Genomic DNA, 21,117 nt, shown 5'->3' with positions numbered 1-21,117 from the left:
GTCAGCCGGCGTCCGCCCGGATCCGGGTGAGCATGTCGCGCAGCAGCGCGTTGAAGCGCTCGGCCTCCGCCGCCGAGACGCCGTCCAGGATGATCTCCTGACCGCGCACCGAGACGGGCCGCATGAGGTGATGCATCTCGGCGCCGTCCTCGCTGAGGTACATGGGGCGCGAGCCGCGCGGACCGTCCGACAGCAGCAGCATCCCCCGCCCGAGGAGGGTGTTCACGCTCTTGGAGACCACGGCCTTGTTCACGTCGAGGAAGTCCGACACCTCGGTCGCCGACGCACCGGGGCGGGTCGCGATCGCGGAGATCACGCGCCAGTCGTTGGTCCCGAGGCCGAACCGCCGCCGCAGCTCGTGAGACTCGCGCCACACGAGTGCGTTCGACAGCAGTGCCAGGAGCCGTGGCGTGAAGCCGTCGGGTTCGAGCACGTCGGACAGCGGCTCCGTGACGGCCCCGGCGGGAGCTGCGTGCCGTCGCGCCGCGTCGTTCGCGGCGCCCTCGGTCTCCACGGCCCGGTCCATGTCGGCCCCCTCCCCACGGCCTTAGCCGTGAATGTGCGCACAGTCTGGCAGACCTCCGGGCGTTCACCCGTCCATGACGAAGCGCGTCAACAAGTTTATGGACATTCCTGTTTACACCTAAACACGATCCTGCTACGTTCGCTCTCACCGGGGCCGACGAGGGCTCCGGGCAGTGCGAGGGTCGACGACGACATCCGCGGGTGACGTCGGCGACTCCGGGCCTAGGAGGCGTGAGATGACCGGCACAGTCCTGGACACCGGCGAGCGGCACAGCGTCGCGGAGCTGACGGACCTGGCATACGAGCTGCGGCGCAAGCTGCTCGAGCTCTGCGGCACGTACGAAGGGGCCGTCCACATCGGCGGCGACCTGTCGGTCGCCGACATCCTGACGGTGCTCTTCCACCACGGCCTGCGGGTCGACCCAGCTGACCTCGCCAACCCGGCGCGCGACCGATTCGTCCTAAGCAAGGGACACGCCGCGGTCTGCATGTACATCGCGATGGCGATGCGCGGGTTCTTCTCCTACGACGAGATCGTCGACACCTACGGCCAGCTCGACAGCGCGTACGGCATGCATCCCTGCAAGGTGCAGCTTCCGGGCGTCGAGGCGTCGACCGGGTCGCTCGGGCACGGCCTGCCGCTCGCCGTCGGGATGGCGCTGAGCGCGCGTCACCGCGGCGAGCAGCACCGGGTCGTGACCCTGCTGGGCGACGGCGAGACGGGCGAGGGCTCGGTGTGGGAGGGCGTGATGGCCGGCCGCAGCCAGAAGCTCGGCAACCTCGTGGCGTTCGTGGACCGCAACCGCCAGCTCATGACGAGCTTCGCCGAGGAGCGGGTCATGTTCGAGCCGTATCCCGACAAGTGGCGCGCGTTCGGCTGGAACGTCATCGAGGTCGACGGCCACGACATGGGCCAGCTCGTCGACGCGATCGACCGCCTGCCCTCCCCCGACAGCGACGTGCCCACCGTCGTCATCTGCGAGACGGTCAAGGGCAAGGGCGTCGACTTCATGGAGCGCAACCTGGCCTGGCACGCCGGCTCGCTGGGCGCCGCCGACCTCGAGCGCGCGCTCGCCGCCCTGGACGCGAGCCGCGGCACCACCGCCGCAGACATCGCGCCCGTCACGACCGAGCAGGAGGCCCGCTGATGCCCGTCACCTTCACCTTCGGAGAGATGCTCTCCGCCCGATCCGTCATCGGCTCCACGCTCGCCGAGCTCGGCGAGACGCACGAGAACCTCTGGGTGCTGACCCCCGACATCGGCGCCACGCTCGTCGAGTTCCGCGACAAGTACCCCGACCGGTTCGTCGACGTGGGGCTCGCGGAGCAGGTGTGCGTCGGCATCGCCGCCGGGCTCGCCTACGACGGCAACATCCCCGTCGTCTCGGGCATGCTGCCCTTCCTCTCGATGCGCGCGCTGGAGCAGGTGCGCACCGACGTCTGCTACCCGAACCTGCCGGTCAAGATCATCGGCACGCACGGCGGCCTCGTCGGCAACGGCGGATCGACGCACTACGCGGTCGAGGACCTGAGCCTGATGTGCTCGCTCACCAACATGACCGTCACGTCGATCGGCGACCCCGCCATGGTCGGCGAGATCATCCGGCAGTCGATGGACATGCAGGGGCCCATCTACATCCGCCTCGCGGTCGGCAAGAAGGACAAGGTCCTGTACGAGCAGGGACAGCACGAGATCCGGATCGGCAAGGGCATCGTCGCGCGCGACGGCTCGGACGTGACGCTGTTCACGCACGGCACCACGGTCGCGCAGGCGCTGGATGCCGCCGAGCAGCTCGCCGAGGACGGCGTGTCCGTGCGCGTCGTGGACATGTTCACGCTCAAGCCGATCGACGCCGACCTGATCGAGCGCTGCGCCGCCGAGACCGGCGGGCGCTTCGTGGTCCTGGAGGACCACCTCGCGTACGGCGGCCTCGCCTCGCGCGTGGCCGATGTGGTCGCCGACCGCGGCATCCGCCTGGAGTCGTTCGAGCGGCTCGGCATCCCGCAGGTCTACGCGGGCTTCGGCGAGGACGAGCAGCTGCGCGACAAGCACGGCTACGGCCTCTCGGCCACGGTCGCGGCGCTGCATCGCGCCGTGGGCCCGGCCACCCGCGCCGCCGCCGCCGAGCCGGCCGCGGTCTGAGGGAGGCCGGGATGAGGACCGTCGCCGTCACGAAGATCGGCAGCCTGCGCGACCCCGACGAGGGCACGCGAGGCCGCATCGGGGTCGTGGACTTCCCCGAGCCCGATCTCGGGCCCGACGACGTGCGGATCCGCGTCGCGTACGCGGCGATCTGCGGATCCGATCCCCACCTCGCGGAGGGCTTCTTCGGCACCGACGTGCCCATCGGGCTCGGCCACGAGATCTCGGGGATCGTCGAGGCGCTCGGCGAGCGCGCGACGCGCAACGGGCTGCGGGTCGGCGATCGCGTGTCGGGCAACTTCCTGAAGTTCTGCGGGACGTGCCGCGCGTGCGTGGATGGGCGCCAGCAGTTCTGCGAGCACATCCAGGACTACAACCGCCCCGGCATGGCCGAGACGATCACGTGGCACGAGTCGCAGGTGCACCGTCTGCCCGACTCGGTGTCTCTGCTGCAGGGGTGTCTGCTCGAACCGACCAGCGTCGCGGTGCGGATCGCCGACAAGACGCGCATCCGCGTCGGCGACCGCGTCGCGATCTGCGGCGGCGGTCCGATCGGCCAGCTGGCGCTGCAGGTCATGAAGCGCCACGGAGCCACATCGCTCACGCTGATCGAGCCGATCGCGGAGCGGCGCGAGATGGCGCTGCGGCACGGCGCCGAGTTCGTGATCGACCCGGTCGGCGAGGACCAGGCGGCCCGTGCGGCGGAGATCACGGAGGGCCGCGGCTACGACATCGTGATCGACGCGTCCGGATCGACGCGGGCCGTGCGAGGACTGCTGGACATCGCCGCGAAGGGCGCGACCGTGATCTACGGCGCGATGTACCCCGACGACTTCGAGATGCCGCTGCACCTGTCCGACCACCTGTATCTCAAGGAGCTCACGATCACGGGCGTCTTCGTCTCCCCGTACGCGTTCCCTCGTGCCCTGCAGCTCCTGCCCCACCTCGATCTCGACGAGCTCACGGCCGCGGTGTTCGACCTCGAGGATGCGGCGGCGGCGTTCGAGGAGCACGTCAGCGGCCGGCACCCGAAGGTGGTCATCCGCTGCAACCGGATCGAGGACGCGGCGTGAGCGCCGACACGGCGATGGCGCCCGCGGTCTCGGTCCAGGCGACGCCCGCGCTCGAGGCGACCGGCATCACGAAGTCGTTCGAGGGCGTCGCCGCGCTCCGCGGCGTCGACCTGTCGGTTCTGCCGGGCGAGATCCACGCGCTGCTCGGCGAGAACGGCGCCGGCAAGTCGACGCTCATCAAGATCATCACGGGCCTGTACTCGCACGACGAGGGCAGCGTCACCTTCGGCGGCGAGCCCGCGGACTTCTCGAGCGTGCGCGCCGCCAACCGGTCGGGCGTGGTCGCGCTCTACCAGGAGCTCTCGATCGTGCCCACGATCAGCGTCGCCGAGAACATCCTCCTGACCGAGGGCGCGCCGTCGACCCTGGGGGTCGTGCGCGGCCGGGCGATGCGCCAGCGCGCGCAGGCGCTGCTGGACCGGCTCAACCAGAGGATCCCCCTGCGCGCGCTCGCGGGCGACCTGTCCCCCGTGAAGCAGACGATGGTGTCGATCGCGCGGGCCCTCGCGATGGACGCGCGCGTGCTGATCCTGGACGAGCCGACGGCCTCGCTCACCGACACGGAGATCGGCGACCTGTTCGCCGTGCTGCGGGGGCTGCGGGACGAGGGCGTCGCGATCGTGTACGTCTCGCACCGCCTCGAGGAGGTCTTCGAACTGTGCGACCGCCTCACGGTCATGCGCAACGGCCAGACCATCGTGACGAAGCCGGTGTCCGAGTCGTCGATCGACGAGGTGATCTCGAAGATGGTGGGCCGCGAGCAGAGCGAGCTGTACCCCCGGCGCGACACCGCGCGCGAGGACGTGGTCCTCGCCGTCTCGGGGCTGTCGGGGCGCCGCGTCTCCGAGGTGTCCTTCCAGCTGCGCGCGGGCGAGGTGCTCGGCGTCGGCGGACTGGCGGGATCGGGCCGCAGCGAGCTGCTGCGACTGCTCGCCGGCGCGCAGAAGCGCTCGGCCGGACGCGTCGCGGTGGCGGGCGCGGAGGTCGGGGGCGGCGTGGGCCGCGCTCTCGAGGCGGGCATCGCGCTCGTCCCGGAGGAGCGGCGCAGCCAGGGCGTCATCCTGTCCGCCCCCATCACCGAGAACATCGCGATCGCCAACCTCGGCCGGGTCAGCCGGGCGGGTCTCGTGTCGGGGACGCGCATCACCGCCCTCGCGAAGGAGGCGATGGCGAACCTCAGGATCAAGGCGGCCGGGCACCGGCAGGACGTCGGCCAGCTCTCGGGCGGAAACCAGCAGAAGGTCGTGCTCGCGAAGATCCTCGCGCGCGGCCCGCAGGTCCTGCTGATGGACGAGCCCACGCGCGGCATCGACGTCGGCACCAAGGCGGAGATCTACCGCCTCATCCGGGAGCTCGCGGCCGACGGCATGGCCGTGATCGCGGTCAGCAGCGAGCTGCCGGAGCTCATCGGCCTGTCCGACCGGATCCTCGTCATGCACGAGGGGCGGATCGCCGGCGAGCTCGACGCGGCGAGCGCCACGGACGAGCAGATTCTCACCCACGCTTACGGAAGGGACGCCTGACATGGTGACCGAGACCCTCACGGTGCAGGCCGTCGGCACTGACCGCAAGAGCTTCACGCAGCTGATCTGGCAGTCGAGCACGATCGTGGCGCTCGTCGTGCTGATCGTCGTCTTCGCGATCGCGAGCGGCGGCCGGTTCGCCTCCGCGTCGAATCTCACGAACATCCTCAACGCCGTGGCCATCCTCACGATCGTCGCGGTCGCGCAGACCATCGTCATGGTCGTCGGCGACTTCGATCTCTCGGTCGGCATGACCGCGACCCTCGGCGGCGCGATGGCGGGCGCACTGCTCGTCGGCGGCGCGAACCTCGCCGTCGCGATCCTCGCGGGCATCGGTGTCGGGATCGTGGTCGGAGCGGTCAACGGAGCGCTCGTCGCGTTCCTGAACATCTCCGCGTTCGTCGCCACGCTCGCGACCATGACGGCCGTCGGCGGGCTGAATCTGCTCATCACGGACGGCACGAACATCTACGGCTGGGCCGAGGAGTTCAACATCGTCGGGCAGATGCGCATCAACGGCATCCCCGCGCCCGTGATCTACGCGGTCGTCATCTCGATCATCGTGTGGCTCGTCCTGCGCTTCACCACGCTCGGCCGGCGCTGGTACGCGATCGGCGGCAACGCCGAGGTCGCCCGGCTCTCCGGCGTGAGCGTGCGCCCCACCCGGTTCTTCGCGTTCGTCGCCGCGGGCGGGCTCTCGGCCCTCGCCGGCGTCGTGCTCGTCAGCCGTCTCGGCAGCGCCGGGCCGCACGCGGCCGACGACCGGATGATGTTCGCCGTCGCCGCGGTGTTCCTCGGCATGACCCTGCTCCGCTCCGGGCAGGCGAACATCGGCGGCACGCTCATCGGCGTCGCGATCATCGGCGTCGTGCAGAACGGCCTCAACCTCGTCGGCATCAACACGTACATCCAGCAGGTGCTGATCGGCGCGATCATCATCGGCGCCGTGCTGCTGTCCGGCCTGAAGAACAAGAACACCTGACCCCACCCCCACCAGCAGTACCCGCATCTCAGACAAGGGAGTTCACGATGCACGCACACAGGATCCTCAAGCCCCTCGCCGCCGCCGGCGTCGGCCTGTTCGCCGTCGCGGCGCTGGCCGGCTGCTCGGTCGACACCGGCCAGGGAGGCGGCGGCGCCGCCCCGGCCGGCGCGGCGGGAGAGACCAAGGAGAACGGCATGGGCGACGACGGCGTCTTCAAGGTCGCCGCGTTCACCGCCGGCTACGGCACCCCCGGCGGCAAGCTCACGCTCGATTACTTCGTCGAGGCGGGCAACAAGGAGGACGACTGGGAGGTCACGCTCGACACCAGCGAGTTCAACTACGACGAGATCACGACCGAGATCCAGAACCAGATCTCCAACGGCGCGGACGCCATCCTCGCCGGATTCCCGGACCCGCGCCAGACCGCGGTGATCGAGCGGGCCGCGGCGGACGCCGGCATCCCGATCTTCTCGATCGACGGCGGCGTCGAGGCGAACGACGCATACGCGGTCGACGTCACCTTCAGCCAGCAGCAGATGGCCGAGGCGACCGTCGGCGCCCTCGAAGAGGCCGTCGGCGGCTCGCTCGAGGGCAAGGACGTCATGGTGATCGGCCACGATCCCCACATCGGCATCATGACCCGCAGCAACCTGGCGCTCGACCTGCTCGAGGAGAAGGGCGCCAACATCGCGGGCGGCGAGATGAAGCAGGCCCTCAACCCCGGCACGGGACGCACCGAGGCGCTGAACTTCGTGCAGGACTACCTGCAGGCCAACCCCGACGGCCTGGACGCCGTGTGGGTCGGATGGGACGACGCGGCGCTCGGCGCCGTGAAGGCCATCAACGAGGCCGGCCGCGACGACATCTTCGTCACGGGCGTCGACGCGCTGAAGGAGACGACGGTCGAGATCAAGAAGAACGGCCCGATGTACGGCTCCATGGCGCAGGACTGGATCGGCGTGGTCGACCAGGTCATCGACATCATGAACGACTACCGCGACAGCGCGACGCTGCCCGAGGAGAACTTCATCGAGCTGCCCGCCGAGCTGATCGACCGCAGCAACGTCGACTCGTTCGAGCCGACTCTCTGATCCGGATGAGCACGCAGCTGCAGACGAGGCCGGACATCGCCGGCCTGTTCGACCTGAGCGGCGACCTCGTCGTGGTGACGGGCGCGTCGAGCGGGATCGGTCAGGCCGCGGCCGAGATGTACGCGGCCGCGGGCGCGACGGTCGTCGTGCTGGGTCGCAGCGAGGCGCGTGTCGCCGATGTGGTCTCGGGCATCGCGGCCTCGGGCGGCACGGCGCACGGCTTCGCCGTCGACGTCGCCGTCCGCGGTGCGGTCGATGCGGTGCTGGACCGCGTGGTCCGCGAGGTCGGCCGCCCCACCGTGGTGGTCGCGAACGCGGGCATCGCGGGCGGTGCGAGCTACCGCGCCGATGGGCGCCTGGCCGACTACTCCGACGCGGAGTGGGACGAGGTGGTCGGCACCAACCTCACCGGCACGTTCGAGACCGTGCGCGCCGCGGCGCGCGTGCTCGATCGCGGCGGGCGCATCCTCGTCACCGCGTCCACCGCCGGCATGCGCACCGACCCCATGGTGTCGTACGCCTACGTGGCGACGAAGGCGGCGATCCTGAACTTCGTGCGCCAGACCGCGCTCGAGCTCGCGCCCCGAGGCATCCGGGTCAACGCCGTCGCGCCGGGCCCTTTCAAGGGCACCCGGATCGGCGACGGCAAGACCGAGATCTCGCCCGAGTTCGAGGCCGAGTGGGCCTCGACGATCCCCCTCGGCCGGATGGGGACGATGCCCGAGATCCAGGGACCGATGCTCTTCCTGGTCTCGCCGGCCTCGGCCTTCGTGACCGGGGCGATCCTGGCGGTCGACGGCGGCGCGGTGGCGCTCTCGCACACCGCCTTCTGACATCCGCTCCGGGGATCCGGAGGGGAGGCCGCACGCTCCCTCCCCTCCGGTCCCCACCCATCACGCACGACAGACACATCACCGAGGAGACACACATGAGACTCGACGGCAAGGTCGCCATCATCACCGGCGGCGCGAGCGGCATCGGACGCGCGACCGTGCACAAGTTCGTGCGCGAGGGCGCCAAGGTGCTCGTCGCCGACATCGACCCGGCGCGCGCCGAGCAGGTGGTCGCCGAGGTCGAGGAGGCCGGCTTCCCCGGCGCGGCGGCGGCCACGGCGGTCGACGTGTCGGTGTTCGCCGACGTCGAGGCGATGGTGGCCAAGGCCGTCGAGGTCTTCGGCGCCGTGCACGTGATCTTCAACAACGCCGGCATCGCGGGCGGCGCGCCGCTGCTCGAGCACGACGTGGTCAAGGACTACGAGCCGATGATCAAGGTCGATCAGAACGGCGTCTACTACGGCATCGTCGCGGCCGGCCGGCAGATGGCGAAGCAGGGCACGGGCGGCGTGATCATCAGCACGTCGTCGGTCTACGGCGAGCAGGCCGCCGAGCTTGCGTTCAGCTACAGCGCCGCGAAGGCCGCCGTCATCTCGTTCACCCGCTCGGCGGCGTACGAGCTCGCTGAGCACGGCATCCGGGCCGTGGCGATCACGCCGGGCCGCGTGGCCACGCCGATCATCAACCAGTTCAGCGAGGAGCTGAAGGCCACGTTCGCGGCCGAGCAGCTGCGCGGCAGGCTCACGGATCCCGAGGAGATCGCGGACGTCGTGGCCTTCCTCGCGTCGGACGAGTCGCGCGTCATCAACGGCACCGTGGTGAGCGTCGACGACGGCTACTCCGTCTTCAAGCAGCGCCTCGACCTGCCGGTGTTCTGAGCCGGACGCGGCGAGAGGAGAACCGGATGTCCGCCATCCCCGAAGAGCTGCCCGCCGGCCTCGATGTCGCGTGCCACCTCAACGTGGTGCTGGCCGACCCGGGCTCGGACGTGCTCACCGCCGCGCTCGACGGCATCGCCGCGCGCGGGTTCCGACGGGTGGTCCTCCCGCCGGTGGATCCGGACGTCTTCGACGCGCCGGGCTTCCGCAGGCTCTGCGAGGCGCGGGGCCTGTCGGCGATTCCCATCGCGGGCCAGACGCCCGACGCGGACGTGTCCTCGCCCGATCCGGAGGTGCGCGCCGCGGGCGTGTCCGCGCTGGACCGGATGGTCGAGGTCGCGGCGGCGCTCGGGTCGGATCAGCTCAACGGCGTGCCGTACGGGCTGTTCGGGCGCTCGCCCACGCAGGTGCCGCGGGACGCGCGGGAGCGCTCGGCCGCGGCCCTCGGCGAGGTCGCCGATCGCGCACACGAGCGCGGGGTGACCGTCGTGTTCGAGGTGCTGAACCGGTACGAGACCGCCATGATCAACACCGCCGAGCAGGCGATGGCCTATGCGGAGGCGAGCGGCTCGCCCCACCTGAGGATCCATCTCGACACGTTCCACATGGCGGTCGAGGAGGAGGACGTCTCCGCGGCGATCCGCACGGCCCTGCCGCGGCTGGCGTTCCTCGAGCTCGGCCAGTCCGGACGCGGCAGGCTGTCGCGCGGATCGGTGGACGTCGCCGGTGTGGTGCGCCGCGCCCTCGACGACGGCTATGCCGGGCGATGGGGCGTGGAGGCGTTCAGCGCCGCGATCCTGCCGCCACCGGCGCGCGACGCGCTGGCGATCTGGCGGGAGCCCTACGTCGACGGGCTGCTCCTCGTCGATGACGCGGCGCGGCTCATCCGGGCCGGCTGGGCCGCGAGCGCCCCCGGCCGCAGGGCCGCGCGCCTCGCCCGCGCGCGGGCCTCGGACGGCGTCGCCCCGGCGAATGGGAGTGGATCGGGAACGGATCCTGGCGACGATATTGTCTCCGATCCGTTCGTGGCACACACTGATCCCGAGACCCGTATTCCCCCCGGCGCCCCCGCGCCGGAACCACCCGATGCGGGAGCACCCGCAGCGCATGACCCCGCGGGCGCGAACGCACCCGCAGCACACACAGAGAGGTGAGTGATCCCATGACGGACACCCAGGACGCGGTCGTCAGCACGGACGCCGCAGACGGCTCGGCGTCGGACACCGAGGTCGGATCGGCCGAGACGCAGACGGCCGTCCGCACGGCCCTGTACATCGGCGGCGAGGAGCGCTTCACGGACGAGGTCGTGAAGATCGCCGACCCGGGCAAGCCCGGCGTCATCGTCGGCGAGGCCGCCTCTGCGTCAGCCCAGGACGTGGCAGACGCGGTCGCCGCGGCGAAGGCCGCGTTCCCCGCCTGGTCCGCGCTCTCCGCGCAGGAGCGCGCGGCGGCGATGGCCGAGGCCATCGCCGGCATCGCGGACGACCGCGACACGGACGCCGCGATCCTGTCGCAGGAGAACGGCAAGATCCGGATGGAGGCGTGGATCGACGCGCTCGTGTTCGAGATCCGCTGGAACGTCACGCTCGGCGTCGCCGATCAGGTCGACGAGGGCACGACGCTCTCGCCCGCGCCCGGCATCCCGGTCACCACGCAGGTGCAGCACTCGCCGCTGGGCGTCGTGTCGATCATCGTGCCGTTCAACTGGCCCATCGCGATCCTCGGGGCGGCCCTCCCGAACGCGCTGCTCGCGGGCAACACGGTCGTCGTCAAGCCGCCGGCATCCGCGCCGCTCGCCACCGCGCGGCTGGTGCAGCGCGTCGCGGCGAAGCTGCCCGCGGGCGTGCTGAACGTCGTGACGGGCAAGGACGAGAACATGTCGGCCCTGATCCAGAACCCCGATGTCGCGAAGCTGTCGTTCACCGGCAGCGTCAACGGCGGCAAGCGGATGATGGAGATGGCGTCCAAGACGCTCACGCGCGTGACGCTCGAGCTGGGCGGCAACGACGCGGCGGTGATCGCAGAGGACGCCGTGCTCGACGACACGCACGTCGACCGCCTGTTCGGCGCGATCTACGACACCACGGGTCAGATCTGCATGAACGCCAAGCGCGTGTACGTGCATCGCTCGCGGCAGGAGGAGCTCGTCGCGGCGCTCGAGGCGCGCCTGCAGAAGGTCGTGCTCGGCTACGGCCTGGACGAGGGCACAACGATGGGCCCGCTGCACCAGCCGGCGCAGAAGGCGTTCGTCGAGGAGATCATCCAGGAGGCGAAGGACGCCGGCGCCGAGGTGCGGGAGTACGGTGAGCTGCCCGGCGGCGAGCTGGAGGGCGGCAACTTCCTGCGCCCGGCACTCGTGATCGATCCGGATCCCTCGCTGCGCGTCGTGACGATGGAGCAGTTCGGCCCGGTGATCCCGATCATCCCGTTCGACTCCGAGGACGAGGCGATCGCGGCCGCGAACGACACGTGGGCGGGCCTGGGCGGCTCGGTCTGGACCTCCAGCCCCGACACCGCGCAGCGCATCGGCTCCCGCCTGCAGTGCGGCTACGTGTGGATCAACGACCACGGCGCCAACCGCCTCGACCTGCGCGCGCCGTTCGGCGGCGTGAAGCAGTCGGGCATGGGCCGCGAGCAGGGCATCGACGGCGTCCGCGACTTCCAGGACACCCACTCGATCGCCACGCTCGACGAGGAGGCCCTCAAGGCCATGGCGCACTGACGCCCGCCCTCACCCCGGCGACCCCGCGATCCACGAGACCGCATCGCCGCCACGAGACCGCAGCGCTCCGCTGCGGTCTCGTGGCGTGAACGAGGTCTCGCGGATCAGCGGGCCCCGGCCGACCCTGTCGTCACGGCCGGGATGACGTGCTCGTCGAACAGCTCGAGCGACCGCAGCGCGGCCTCGTGCGGGAGACCGCCCCATGCGAACGCGCCGGCGAGGTAGTTGATGCCGGTCCGGGCGATCACGTGCGCCACCTGCTCGCGCACGGTCTCGGCCGATCCCACGAAGAACAGGTGACGGTCGACCAGGTCGTGCACGTCCGGCGTCTGCTCGTACTGCCCGGCCTGGGCGCGTCGCCACAGGTGCGAGAAGCTGTCGAAGTGCTCGTCGAACGCGGCGCGCGCGAGGGCGAAGGCCTCGTCGTCCGTGTCGGCCACGACGACGTGGCGCATGATGCCGAAGCGCGGCGTCGCGGCATCCGAGCGCTCCGCCGCCGCCCGCGCCCGCTCGGCGAAGTACAGCTCGCGATGCTCGCGGATCACCTCCAGCGGCGGCGACCTGAACGCGAAGCCGAAGATCGCGTTCTGCCCGCGCGACGCCGCCTGGGTGACCGAATCCGGGTTGCCGGTCGGGTACCAGACCTCCGGCACCGCGCGCGGCCGGACGAACAGCTCCGTCCGCTCCCCCGTGCGCGGGTCCGTGAACACGCCCGTCTCCAGCGCCGCGAGGATCGCGGGCGTGTGGGCGGCGTAGCGCTCCGCCATCTCCTCGCGATCGAAGCCGAAGAAGCCGGCCTCGATCGGCGAGGAGCCCTTGCCGATGCCGATCTCGAGCCGGCCGTGCGAGAGCTGGTCGAGCATGCCGATCTCCTGCACGAGGCGCAGCGGGTCGTACAGCGGCACGATGAACGTCGTCGGCACGAGGCGGATGCGCGAGGTCTCCCGGGCGACCGCCGCCAGCCACACGGCGGGAGACGACGCGAGCCCGAGCGGCGTGCCGTGGTGCTCGGCGACGTGATAGCGGCCGAATCCTCTCGCGTCCGCCCGGCGAACGAGCGCGATCCGCTCGTCGTAGTGCGTCGCTGTGTCCCGCCCGGAGGCGTCCACCCAGTCGAAGAGGCCGAACTCGATCGCCGTGCTCCCCGTCATGCGGGCGCTCCTTCGTGTGCGGCCGGGGAGTCGCCCAGGGCCCGGCGGATGAATCGCGCCACGACCGCGCCGAACGTCTCGTCCGCGCCGAGGCTCAGCACGCTCGTGAAGTGGCTGTGGCCCGGCGCGACGTGAGCGAACGGCAGCGCGCCGCGCTCGGCCAGGACCGCGACGACGGCCGCGGCGGCCTGGCGCTGGAACGCCAGCGGATCGTGCTCGCCCGTGCCGATGAACAGCGGCAGGCGGGACGCGGCGAGCGCGGCCAGCGGCGAGCGCGCGGCGCGGTCGTCGCCGTAGTACAACGCGACCATGGCGGCGATCTCGTCGTCCGCGGTGACCGGGTCGTAGATGCCCGACTGCAGCGCGACGCCCGCGATGCCTCCGGAGACCGGTCCACCATGCCCCGCGATGTACCCCGCGACATGCGCGGCGCCCGCCGAGTGACCGAACAGCACGATGCGATCCGGATCCCCGCCGACCGCCGGCGCGTCCTCGCGCAGCCGCCGCACGGCGGATCCGACGTCCTGCGCGCCGGCCGGCCAGACGTGATCCGGCGCGCGCCGGTACGTCATGGTCGCGGCGATCCAGCCGAGTCCGGCCGCCCATGCGCCGACGTTGTCGAAGAACGGCAGCACCGGATCGCGCTTGTCCCCGCCGACGAATCCGCCGCCGTGCACGAACAGGATGATCGGCCGCGCGGCGCCGGGCTCGAGCGGCTCGAGCGCGTGCAGGTCGAACCGCTGGCGCTCGTCCTCCCCGTACGCCACGTCGCGCTCGACGTGGGGCGCGCGGATGTCGCCGAGGATCTCGCCGAGCAGCGTGCGCTGTTCGGCGATCGCCTCGGGGGTGAAGGTGCGCGCGTGCGCGCGCAGCGTCGCCCAGGCGTCGGCGGGCAGTCCGGACATCGGCGTCCTTCCTCTCGGGTGTCTCGAGAATCCCACGCTCCGGGAGCCCGTCGCGCACGGGTCTCCACCGAGCGGGAGTCGCCGCGCCCGATTTGTCCGGCACCCGAACGTCAACTACAGTTGACGTCATGACCGAGACCGCCCAGGCGACCGATCCGGATGAGCCGATCCCCGCACTGTTCCGCATCGCGGAGCAGCGACGCGAGCTGAGCCGCGAGGAGGAGGCGCAGGTGCGCCGCGCCCGCGTGCACGGATACTCCTGGGAGGCCATCGCGACGGCGCTCGGGATCACCAAGCAGGCGGCACACAAGAAGTTCGGCCGAAAATGAGCACCGTGTCCGACACCCGCACCCGCCGCAGTCCATTCGCCCGCCCCCGCAGGGACGACGGCCCCCGCGCGACATTCCGGCAGCTGCTGCCGTTCATCTTCGAGCACAAGCGCGTGCTCGTGTGGGTCTCGATCCTGAGCGTGCTCGCGGCGGTGACGACGCTCGTCCAGCCGCTGCTGATCGGCCAGGTGATCGAGCGGGTGCAGGCGAGCGAGCCGCTCGGCGTGCTGGTGTGGTCGCTCGTGGCGTTCGTGATCGTGTCGTCGGCGATCAGCGCCTACCAGCACTTCCTGCTGCAGCGCACGGGCACGGCGGTCGTGCTGTCGAGCCGCCGCCGCCTGATCGCCCGCATCCTGCACCTGCCGATCTCGGAGTTCGACGCTCGGCGCACGGGCGACCTGGTCTCGCGCGTCGGCACCGACACGACCATGCTCTATGCCGTGCTGACGCAGGGCCTCGCCGACAGCGTCGGCAGCGTGCTGCTGTTCGTGGGCGCGCTCGTCGCGATGCTGGTGATCGATCCGATCCTGCTGCTCTCGATCGCCGGCGTGCTCGGGATCAGCGTGGTCGCGGTCGTGTCGCTGAGCGGGCGGATGCGCCGCGCCACCGCCCGCCAGCAGGAGCGCGTCGGCGAGCTCACGAGCGGCATCGAGCGCGCGATCGGCGCCGTGCGGACGATCCGCGCGGCCGGCGCCGCATCGCGCGAGGAGAAGGCGGTGAGCGAGAAGGCGTCCGAGGCGTACGATGCCGGCGTCGAGGTCGCGAAGGCCTCGGCGCTCGTCGTGCCGATCGCCGGGATCGCGCTGCAGGCGTCCATGCTCGTCGTGCTCGGCGTCGGCGGCATGCGCGTCGCCTCGGGCGCCGTGGCGGTGTCGAGTCTCGTGACGTTCGTGATGTTCCTGTTCCTGCTGGTGATGCCGCTCGCCTCGGCGTTCGGCGCGATCGCGAGCGTCGGCCAGGCGCTCGGCGCGCTCGGACGGATCCAGGAGATCCTGGATCTCCCCGACGAGACCGCGACCGACGGCGCCCCGCGCGCCGCGGCTCCGGTGCCCGACGCCGCGGCGATCGCGTTCCGCGACGTGCGCTTCCGCTACCCCGCGGCCGCCGTCGCGGCGCGGGAGCAGGCCGAGCGCGAGGCTCACGTGCCGCTCGACGAGTCGGCCACGCCCGACGACGTGCTGCGCGGCGTCTCGTTCGACGTGCCCCGCGGCGCGCGCGTCGCGCTCGTCGGTCCGAGCGGCGCGGGCAAGTCGACCATCCTGTCGCTCCTGGAGCGGTTCTACGACCCCACGGCGGGCCGCATCGAGCTCGACGGACAGGATGTGCGCGAGCTGTCGCGCGACGAGCTGCGCGCGCGCTTCGGCTACGTCGAGCAGGATGCCCCGACGCTCGCCGGCACGATCGCCGACAACCTGCGCCTCGCGTCGCCCGACGCATCCGACGCCGACTGCGAGCGGGTGCTGCGCGCCGTGAATCTCGGGAGCGTGATCGACCGCTCGCCCACGGGGGTCGACACCCCCGTCGGCGAGGACGGCGTCATGCTGTCGGGCGGCGAGCGCCAGCGACTCGCGATCGCACGCGCCCTGCTCGCGGCCCCGCCGATCCTGCTCCTGGACGAGTCGACCTCGTCGCTCGACGGCCTCAACGAGCAGCTCATGCGCGACGCGATCGACGCGGTCGCCGAGGGCCGCACGCTGCTGGTGATCGCGCACCGCCTCTCGACGGTCATCGACAGCGACCGCATCGTCGTGCTCGACCGCGGCGAGGTGATCGGGCAGGGCACGCACTCCGAGCTCGTCGCGAGCGTCCCCCTCTACCGCGACCTCGCGCGGCACCAGCTGCTGGTCTGAATGTCCGAGGCCCGCGCCACACTGGGCGGGTGACCAAGCTCCTCTACTACACGGCGACGACGCTCGACGGCTTCCTGGCCGATCCGGATCAGTCGCTCGACTGGCTGCTGCGGCAGGACCAGGATCAGGCCGGGCCGCTGAACTACGACGACTTCATCGCGGGCATCGGCGCGATCGTCATGGGCTCGACCACTTACACGTGGGTGCGCGAGCACTTCCCCGACCAGTGGTTCTACACGGTGCCCGCCTGGGTCATGACGACGCGCGACCTGGACGTGCCGCCGTTCGAGGGCGCGGACGTCCGCTTCGCCTCGGGCGACGTGCGCGCGGTGCACGAGCAGATGGTCGCGGCGGCGGGCGGCAGGGATCTCTGGGTCGTCGGCGGCGGCGAGCTGGCGGGCGCGTTCGCCGACGCCGGACTGCTCGACGAGGTGATCGCGTACATCGCCCCGGTCACGCTCGGCGCGGGCGCCCCCATCCTGCCGCGCCGGCTCGATCTCGAGCTGCTCGAGGCGACGCGGAACCGCGCGTTCATCGCCGCGCGCTACCGCGTGGTGGGCGGGCTCACCGAGGACCGCACGGGCTGACCTCGCGCGCGACGGCGGGCGCGGCTGGCACGATGGTCGGCATGACGAGTGAGCCGATCCAGTTCCCCTCCACGTCGGGTCCCACCCTGGCGGGGGTGCTCGAGATCCCCGAGGGAGAGGTGCGCGGCTGGGGTGTGTTCAGCCACGGCCTGACCCTGGGCAAGGACAGCCCGGCGGCGTCCCGGGTCTCGAAGGCGCTCGCGGCCGACGGCATCGGCATGCTGCGCTTCGACAACCTCGGCCTCGGCGACTCGGGCGGCGACTGGGCCGACAGCTCGTTCTCGCTGAAGGTCGCCGACACCATCGCGGCGACCCGGATGATGGCCGGGCGCGGCACCCCGGTCTCCCTGCTGGTCGGCCACTCGTTCGGCGGCGCGGCGGTGCTGGCCGCGGCCGAGCAGTGCCCAGACGTCCGGGCGCTCGCCACGGTCGGCGCGCCGTACGAGCCGCAGCACGCCGAGCACAACTTCGAGCACATCGTCGACCTCGTGATGGCGCAGGGCGAGGCCGAGTGGCGCATCGGCGGGCGCGAGCTCACGCTGCGCCGCGGCTTCATCGACGACCTGCGCCGCACCGACCTGTCCGAGGTGATCGAGCGCCTGCGCAAGCCCCTGCTGATCCTGCACTCCCCCGACGACACCATGGTGCCGATCAGGAACGCGCAGGAGATCTTCTTCGCCGCGCACCATCCGCGCAGCTTCATCGACCTCGAGGCGACGGATCACTTCCTCACGGGCAAGGGCCACGCGGCGCGCGCCGCGCGCATCATCGGCGCGTGGGCGGGCGCCTACCTGGGCTGACTCAGGGCTTCTGCCCGCGCGCCCGCAGGTCGGCCTTGCGCACCTCGCCGGCGAGACCGCATCCCTCCGCCGAGACCGCACGTCGCCACTGCTGTCTCGCGTGCGCGCTGCAGTCTCACGTGGGCGCTGCGGTCTCGCGTGCGCGCTGCAGTCTCGCGTGCGCGCTGCTGTCTCGCGTGCGCGCTGCAGTCTCGCGTGCGCGCTGCAGTCTCACGTGGGCGGTGCGGTCTCAGCGCTCGAGCGGCCAGCCCGTGTACGCCTCGGCGAGGTAGGCGCGGCCGGGTTCGGACTCCACCACGCTGCGCAGCTCGCCGAGCTGGCGGCGGCGGTCGAAGTCCGTCGCGTCCGGCGCGACGTGCAGCATGCTCGTCATCCACCACGAGAAGTGCTGGGCCTTCCAGATGCGCTTCAGCGCCCGCTCCGGATAGGCGTCGAGCGGCCGCTCGTCCCGCTCGGCCAGCAGGGCGCGCAGCGCGTCGGCGAGCAGCACGACGTCGGCCACGGCGAGGTTCATGCCCTTCGCCCCGGTCGGCGGCACGGTGTGCGCCGCGTCGCCCACGAGCACGGCGCGGCCGCGGCGCAGCTCGTGCGCCACGAAGCTGCGGAACCGCAGCACATCGCGCTGGAAGATGCGCCCCTCCCGCAGCGTGGTGCCCGGCACACGCGCCTGCAGGATGTCCCAGAGCTCGCGCTCGGAGAATCGCTCCGGGTCCTCCTCGGGGTCGCACTGGAAGTACATCCGCTGCACGGTCGCGCTGCGCTGGCTGATCAACGCGAACCCGTCGGGAGAGCTGCTGTAGATGAGCTCGTCGGCGGACGGCGGCGCCTCGCACAGCACACCGAACCACGCGAACGGGTACTCGCGATAGAAGCCCCCATGCGATCCGGTCACGACCTCGCGCGTCGCACCCCGCGATCCGTCGGCCCCGACGACGACGTCCGCCTCGATCTCGATCCGCTCGCCATCCGGTCCGGTCGCGATCACCCGAGGACGGTCGGTCTCGACATCCTCGACCGCCACCGCGCCGACTCCGAAGCGCAGATCCTGCCCCGCGGCCAGGCGTGCGGCGATCAGATCCTTCAGCACCTCGTGCTGCGGGTACAGCCACACGCCGCGTCCGACGGTCGAGGCGAAGTCGATGCGGTGCCCCTCGCCGTCGAAGCGCAGCTCGATGCCGTCGTGACGAACACCGGCGGTGCGCACCCGATCCGACGCGCCCGTGGAGTCCAGGATCTCGACGGTCCCCTGTTCGAGGATGCCCGCGCGGATCGTCGTCTCGATCTCCTCGCGCGACCGGCTGTCGATCACGATCGACGCGATGCCCTCCGCGTCCAGCAGGTGCGAGAGCAGGAGCCCCGCGGGCCCCGCTCCCACGATCGCGACGGCGGTGCGCTCGGTCATCCGTGTCCTCCTCGGCGTCGGCTCCGTCGCCGATCGCGCCTCTCCGAGCCTGTCACAGTCGGGGCCTCACCGATCCGACCCCCATCGTGCAGGGCGCGGCCGCGCCACGGGGGCGAAGCGCGTCTGAAGAGACCTGTGCGAGCGAAGCGAGCGTTGAGCGCAGCGACAGCGCCCTCGCTCGCCAGGGCGTCGCCTGCGGGCCCACAGCGTGCGAAACGAAGGAGAGGAGATGAACGGCCCGCCCCCGGATCGGAAGACAGGGGCGGGCCGTTTCTGTGTCGCGTTCGACCGGGGCGTGTGCGGCGCTGATCCGGATCGTTCGCGGGCGAAGGACCGAGTGCGGTCCGTCCTTCGCGGTCTGTGGGCGCCCTACGGGCGCATCATGAGCGCAGCCGATCGCGCAGCGCGTCCAGCTGCGCGCGCAGCTCGGCCGGGGTGCGGTCGCCGAAGAGGTCGTAGAACTCCTCGGTCAGATCCGCCTCCTCGAGCCACGCGTCGGCGTCGATCGCGAAGAGCTCGTCGAGGTCCTGCTGCGGCACCTCGATGCCGTCCAGGTTCAGCGAGCCGGGCGCGGGCACGAGGCCGATCGGGGTCACGACGGCCTCCGTCTCCCCCTGCAGGCGGCGGATGATCCAGTCGATCACGCGCGAGTTGTCGCCGAACCCGGGCCACAGGAAGCGGCCGTCGGCGCCGCGGCGGAACCAGTTCACCTGGTACACCTTCGGCAGGTGCTCGGCGAGGTCGCCCATCTCGAGCCAGTGCGCGAAGTAGTCGGCCATGTTGTAGCCGCAGAAGGGCATCATGGCGAACGGGTCGCGGCGCAGCTCGCCGACCTTGCCCTCGGCGGCGGCGGTGCGCTCGGAAGAGATGTTCGAGCCGAGGAACACGCCGTGCTCCCAGTTGAACGCCTCGACGACGAGCGGCACGTTGGTCGCGCGGCGGCCGCCGAACAGGATGACGTCGAGCGGCACGGCCTCCTCCCAGTCGTCCGCGATGGACGGCGCCTGGGCGGCGGAGACGGTGAAGCGCGAGTTGGGATGGGCGGCGGGACGGTCCGCGTCGGGCGTCCAGTCCTCGCCGCGCCAGTCGATGAGGTGCGCGGGCGCCTCGTCCGTGAGTCCCTCCCACCACACGTCGCCGTCGTCCGTGAGCGCGACGTTCGTGAACAGGACGTTGCCCCAGAGCGTCTCGACCGCCGTGACGTTGGTCGACTCGCCCGTGCCGGGGGCGACGCCGAAGAAGCCGGCCTCGGGGTTGATGGCGTACAGGCGCCCGTCCTCCCCGGGTCGGATCCAGGTGATGTCGTCGCCGAGGGTCTCGACCGTCCAGCCGGGGATGGTGGGGCGCAGCATCGCGAGGTTGGTCTTGCCGCAGGCCGACGGGAACGCGGCGGCCACGTGGTACGCCTGCCCCTTGGGGTCGATCACGCGGATGAGGAGCATGTGCTCGGCCATCCAGCCCTGGTCGCGGCCGAGCACCGAGGCGATGCGCAGGGCGTAGCACTTCTTCGCCAGGATCGCGTTGCCGCCGTATCCGGAGCCGAACGACCAGACCTCGAGCGTGTCGGGGAAGTGGACGATGTACTTCTCGCCGTTGCTGGGCCACGCGACGTCCTCGGCGCCGTCGTGCAGCGGCGATCCCACCGAGTGGACCGTCCGCACCCACGGCGTGCCCTGTGCGATGAGCTCCGTGACCTCCGCGCCGACGCGCGTCATGACCTCGATCGAGGCGACGGCGTAGGGGCTGTCGGTGAGCTGCACGCCGAGCTGCGAGATCGGCCCCCCGACCTTGCCCATCGAGAAGGGCACGACGAACATCGTGCGACCCCGCATGGAGCCCTCGAACAGCGGGCGCAGCGTGGCGCGCATCTCCGCGGGCTCGGCCCAGTTGTTCGTGGGTCCGGCGTCTTCCTGCTTCTCGGAGCAGATGAACGTGCGGGACTCGAGGCGGGCGACGTCGCCTTCGTCCGAACGCGCGAGGTAGGAGCCGGGGCGCTTGGCGTCGTTCAGCTTGATGAGCGTGCCGTCCGCGACCATCTGCGCCAGGAGCGCGTCGTTCTCCTCCGCCGAGCCGTCGACCCAGTGGATCCGATCCGGCTGCGTGAGCGCCGCGATCTCCTCGACCCAGGCGACGAGGGCGGCCATGCCCGGTCCGTCGATCGCGGGCTGGGCGCCGAACGCGTCGAAGGGAGACGTCGCGCGGGCGGTGGGGCTCTCGATGATGGCCATGCGTTGTTCCTAACCGTCTTTCCCGGGGGAGAGTTGCGGGGGGCTTACCCAGGATCACCCCGGGGCCGCGGCGTTTTCGGGTGGCGAGGGCC

19 protein-coding genes are annotated in these 21,117 nt (G+C 71.5%); 14 read left to right on the top strand and 5 right to left on the bottom strand.

What is annotated here, in order from left to right; translation table 11 throughout:
• Position 1: 1 nt before the first annotated feature.
• A complete protein-coding gene (locus AAD528_RS08240) occupies positions 2-526 on the bottom strand; it encodes a MarR family winged helix-turn-helix transcriptional regulator (protein ID WP_345751591.1) in 525 nt (174 codons plus the stop codon).
• Between the two features lie 235 nt (positions 527-761).
• Between AAD528_RS08240 and AAD528_RS08235 the strand changes: the two genes are divergently transcribed.
• The 10 genes from AAD528_RS08235 (at position 762) to AAD528_RS08190 (ending at position 11,773) form a co-directional block, all read left to right on the top strand.
• Positions 762-1,673, top strand: a complete 912-nt coding sequence (locus AAD528_RS08235; RefSeq protein WP_345751590.1) for a transketolase — start codon at positions 762-764, stop codon at positions 1,671-1,673.
• The gene (locus AAD528_RS08230; RefSeq protein ID WP_345751589.1) at positions 1,673-2,668 is read left to right on the top strand and encodes a transketolase family protein; all 996 of its coding nucleotides are present in this window, start codon (positions 1,673-1,675) and stop codon (positions 2,666-2,668) included. The genes AAD528_RS08235 and AAD528_RS08230 overlap by 1 nt, the downstream gene beginning before the upstream one ends.
• A gap of 11 nt (positions 2,669-2,679) precedes the next feature.
• Positions 2,680-3,741: a zinc-dependent alcohol dehydrogenase gene (locus AAD528_RS08225; RefSeq protein ID WP_345751588.1), complete on the top strand. Its 1,062-nt coding sequence runs from the start codon at positions 2,680-2,682 to the stop codon at positions 3,739-3,741.
• Positions 3,738-5,264: a sugar ABC transporter ATP-binding protein gene (locus AAD528_RS08220; RefSeq protein WP_345751587.1), complete on the top strand. Its 1,527-nt coding sequence runs from the start codon at positions 3,738-3,740 to the stop codon at positions 5,262-5,264. Before AAD528_RS08225 ends, AAD528_RS08220 begins: the two co-directional genes overlap by 4 nt.
• A gap of 1 nt (position 5,265) precedes the next feature.
• Positions 5,266-6,246, top strand: coding sequence for an ABC transporter permease (locus AAD528_RS08215; protein ID WP_345751586.1), 981 nt, complete (start codon positions 5,266-5,268; stop codon positions 6,244-6,246).
• Between the two features lie 47 nt (positions 6,247-6,293).
• Positions 6,294-7,340, top strand: coding sequence for a sugar ABC transporter substrate-binding protein (locus AAD528_RS08210; protein ID WP_345751585.1), 1,047 nt, complete (start codon positions 6,294-6,296; stop codon positions 7,338-7,340).
• Between the two features lie 5 nt (positions 7,341-7,345).
• Positions 7,346-8,173 carry an SDR family NAD(P)-dependent oxidoreductase gene (locus tag AAD528_RS08205; RefSeq protein ID WP_345751584.1) on the top strand — a complete coding sequence of 276 codons (828 nt, stop codon included), beginning with the start codon at positions 7,346-7,348 and terminating at the stop codon, positions 8,171-8,173.
• Positions 8,174-8,268: 95 nt separating this feature from the next.
• A complete protein-coding gene (locus tag AAD528_RS08200; RefSeq protein ID WP_345751583.1) occupies positions 8,269-9,051 on the top strand; it encodes an SDR family NAD(P)-dependent oxidoreductase in 783 nt (260 codons plus the stop codon).
• 26 nt (positions 9,052-9,077) lie between these two features.
• On the top strand, positions 9,078-10,205 hold the full coding sequence (locus AAD528_RS08195) for a sugar phosphate isomerase/epimerase family protein (protein ID WP_345751582.1): 1,128 nt from the start codon (positions 9,078-9,080) through the stop codon (positions 10,203-10,205).
• A gap of 8 nt (positions 10,206-10,213) precedes the next feature.
• Positions 10,214-11,773 carry an aldehyde dehydrogenase family protein gene (locus tag AAD528_RS08190; protein WP_345751581.1) on the top strand — a complete coding sequence of 520 codons (1,560 nt, stop codon included), beginning with the start codon at positions 10,214-10,216 and terminating at the stop codon, positions 11,771-11,773.
• A gap of 104 nt (positions 11,774-11,877) precedes the next feature.
• Here AAD528_RS08190 and AAD528_RS08185 read toward each other — a convergent pair whose 3' ends face one another.
• Positions 11,878-12,924, bottom strand: a complete 1,047-nt coding sequence (locus AAD528_RS08185; RefSeq protein ID WP_345751580.1) for an LLM class flavin-dependent oxidoreductase — start codon at positions 12,922-12,924, stop codon at positions 11,878-11,880.
• On the bottom strand, positions 12,921-13,829 hold the full coding sequence (locus AAD528_RS08180; protein WP_345751579.1) for an alpha/beta hydrolase: 909 nt from the start codon (positions 13,827-13,829) through the stop codon (positions 12,921-12,923). The genes AAD528_RS08185 and AAD528_RS08180 overlap by 4 nt, the downstream gene beginning before the upstream one ends.
• Positions 13,830-13,957: 128 nt before the next feature.
• On the opposite strand from AAD528_RS08180, the gene AAD528_RS08175 reads away from it, so the two are divergent.
• Genes AAD528_RS08175 through AAD528_RS08160 form a run of 4 tightly spaced genes read left to right on the top strand, consistent with a single transcriptional unit; the run spans position 13,958 to position 17,395 of the window.
• Complete coding sequence (locus tag AAD528_RS08175) at positions 13,958-14,158, top strand: AsnC family protein (protein ID WP_345751578.1); 201 nt, start codon at positions 13,958-13,960, stop codon at positions 14,156-14,158.
• Positions 14,155-16,008: an ABC transporter ATP-binding protein gene (locus AAD528_RS08170; RefSeq protein ID WP_345751577.1), complete on the top strand. Its 1,854-nt coding sequence runs from the start codon at positions 14,155-14,157 to the stop codon at positions 16,006-16,008. The genes AAD528_RS08175 and AAD528_RS08170 overlap by 4 nt, the downstream gene beginning before the upstream one ends.
• Before the next feature lie 29 nt (positions 16,009-16,037).
• The gene (locus AAD528_RS08165) at positions 16,038-16,595 is read left to right on the top strand and encodes a dihydrofolate reductase family protein (protein ID WP_345751576.1); all 558 of its coding nucleotides are present in this window, start codon (positions 16,038-16,040) and stop codon (positions 16,593-16,595) included.
• Between the two features lie 41 nt (positions 16,596-16,636).
• The gene (locus AAD528_RS08160) at positions 16,637-17,395 is read left to right on the top strand and encodes an alpha/beta hydrolase family protein (RefSeq protein ID WP_345751575.1); all 759 of its coding nucleotides are present in this window, start codon (positions 16,637-16,639) and stop codon (positions 17,393-17,395) included.
• 229 nt (positions 17,396-17,624) lie between these two features.
• On the opposite strand, the gene AAD528_RS08155 is transcribed toward AAD528_RS08160, so the two are convergent.
• Entirely contained in the window at positions 17,625-18,797 is a 1,173-nt protein-coding gene (locus AAD528_RS08155; protein ID WP_345751574.1) for a 4-hydroxybenzoate 3-monooxygenase, read from the bottom strand.
• 380 nt (positions 18,798-19,177) lie between these two features.
• On the bottom strand, positions 19,178-21,025 hold the full coding sequence (locus AAD528_RS08150; protein ID WP_345751573.1) for a phosphoenolpyruvate carboxykinase (GTP): 1,848 nt from the start codon (positions 21,023-21,025) through the stop codon (positions 19,178-19,180).
• Positions 21,026-21,117 lie beyond the last annotated feature (92 nt).

Source organism: Microbacterium rhizophilum, from assembly GCF_039605615.1.
Classification (GTDB): Bacteria; Actinomycetota; Actinomycetes; order Actinomycetales; family Microbacteriaceae; genus Microbacterium; species Microbacterium rhizophilus.
This window is presented reverse-complemented; position numbering and strand designations above follow the sequence as displayed.

Bases quoted from the DNA above. Each gene is read 5' to 3' on its own strand.
- AAD528_RS08155 (WP_345751574.1), bottom strand. From the start codon at position 18,797: ATGACCGAGCGCACCGCCGTCGCGATCGTGGGAGCGGGGCCCGCGGGG.
- AAD528_RS08225 (WP_345751588.1), top strand. From the start codon at position 2,680: ATGAGGACCGTCGCCGTCACGAAGATCGGCAGCCTGCGCGACCCCGAC.
- AAD528_RS08205 (WP_345751584.1), top strand. From the start codon at position 7,346: ATGAGCACGCAGCTGCAGACGAGGCCGGACATCGCCGGCCTGTTCGAC.
- AAD528_RS08230 (WP_345751589.1), top strand. From the start codon at position 1,673: ATGCCCGTCACCTTCACCTTCGGAGAGATGCTCTCCGCCCGATCCGTC.
- AAD528_RS08185 (WP_345751580.1), bottom strand. From the start codon at position 12,924: ATGACGGGGAGCACGGCGATCGAGTTCGGCCTCTTCGACTGGGTGGAC.
- AAD528_RS08160 (WP_345751575.1), top strand. From the start codon at position 16,637: ATGACGAGTGAGCCGATCCAGTTCCCCTCCACGTCGGGTCCCACCCTG.
- AAD528_RS08195 (WP_345751582.1), top strand. From the start codon at position 9,078: ATGTCCGCCATCCCCGAAGAGCTGCCCGCCGGCCTCGATGTCGCGTGC.
- AAD528_RS08180 (WP_345751579.1), bottom strand. From the start codon at position 13,829: ATGTCCGGACTGCCCGCCGACGCCTGGGCGACGCTGCGCGCGCACGCG.
- AAD528_RS08210 (WP_345751585.1), top strand. From the start codon at position 6,294: ATGCACGCACACAGGATCCTCAAGCCCCTCGCCGCCGCCGGCGTCGGC.
- AAD528_RS08190 (WP_345751581.1), top strand. From the start codon at position 10,214: ATGACGGACACCCAGGACGCGGTCGTCAGCACGGACGCCGCAGACGGC.
- AAD528_RS08175 (WP_345751578.1), top strand. From the start codon at position 13,958: ATGACCGAGACCGCCCAGGCGACCGATCCGGATGAGCCGATCCCCGCA.
- AAD528_RS08150 (WP_345751573.1), bottom strand. From the start codon at position 21,025: ATGGCCATCATCGAGAGCCCCACCGCCCGCGCGACGTCTCCCTTCGAC.
- AAD528_RS08235 (WP_345751590.1), top strand. From the start codon at position 762: ATGACCGGCACAGTCCTGGACACCGGCGAGCGGCACAGCGTCGCGGAG.
- AAD528_RS08215 (WP_345751586.1), top strand. From the start codon at position 5,266: ATGGTGACCGAGACCCTCACGGTGCAGGCCGTCGGCACTGACCGCAAG.
- AAD528_RS08170 (WP_345751577.1), top strand. From the start codon at position 14,155: ATGAGCACCGTGTCCGACACCCGCACCCGCCGCAGTCCATTCGCCCGC.
- AAD528_RS08200 (WP_345751583.1), top strand. From the start codon at position 8,269: ATGAGACTCGACGGCAAGGTCGCCATCATCACCGGCGGCGCGAGCGGC.
- AAD528_RS08240 (WP_345751591.1), bottom strand. From the start codon at position 526: ATGGACCGGGCCGTGGAGACCGAGGGCGCCGCGAACGACGCGGCGCGA.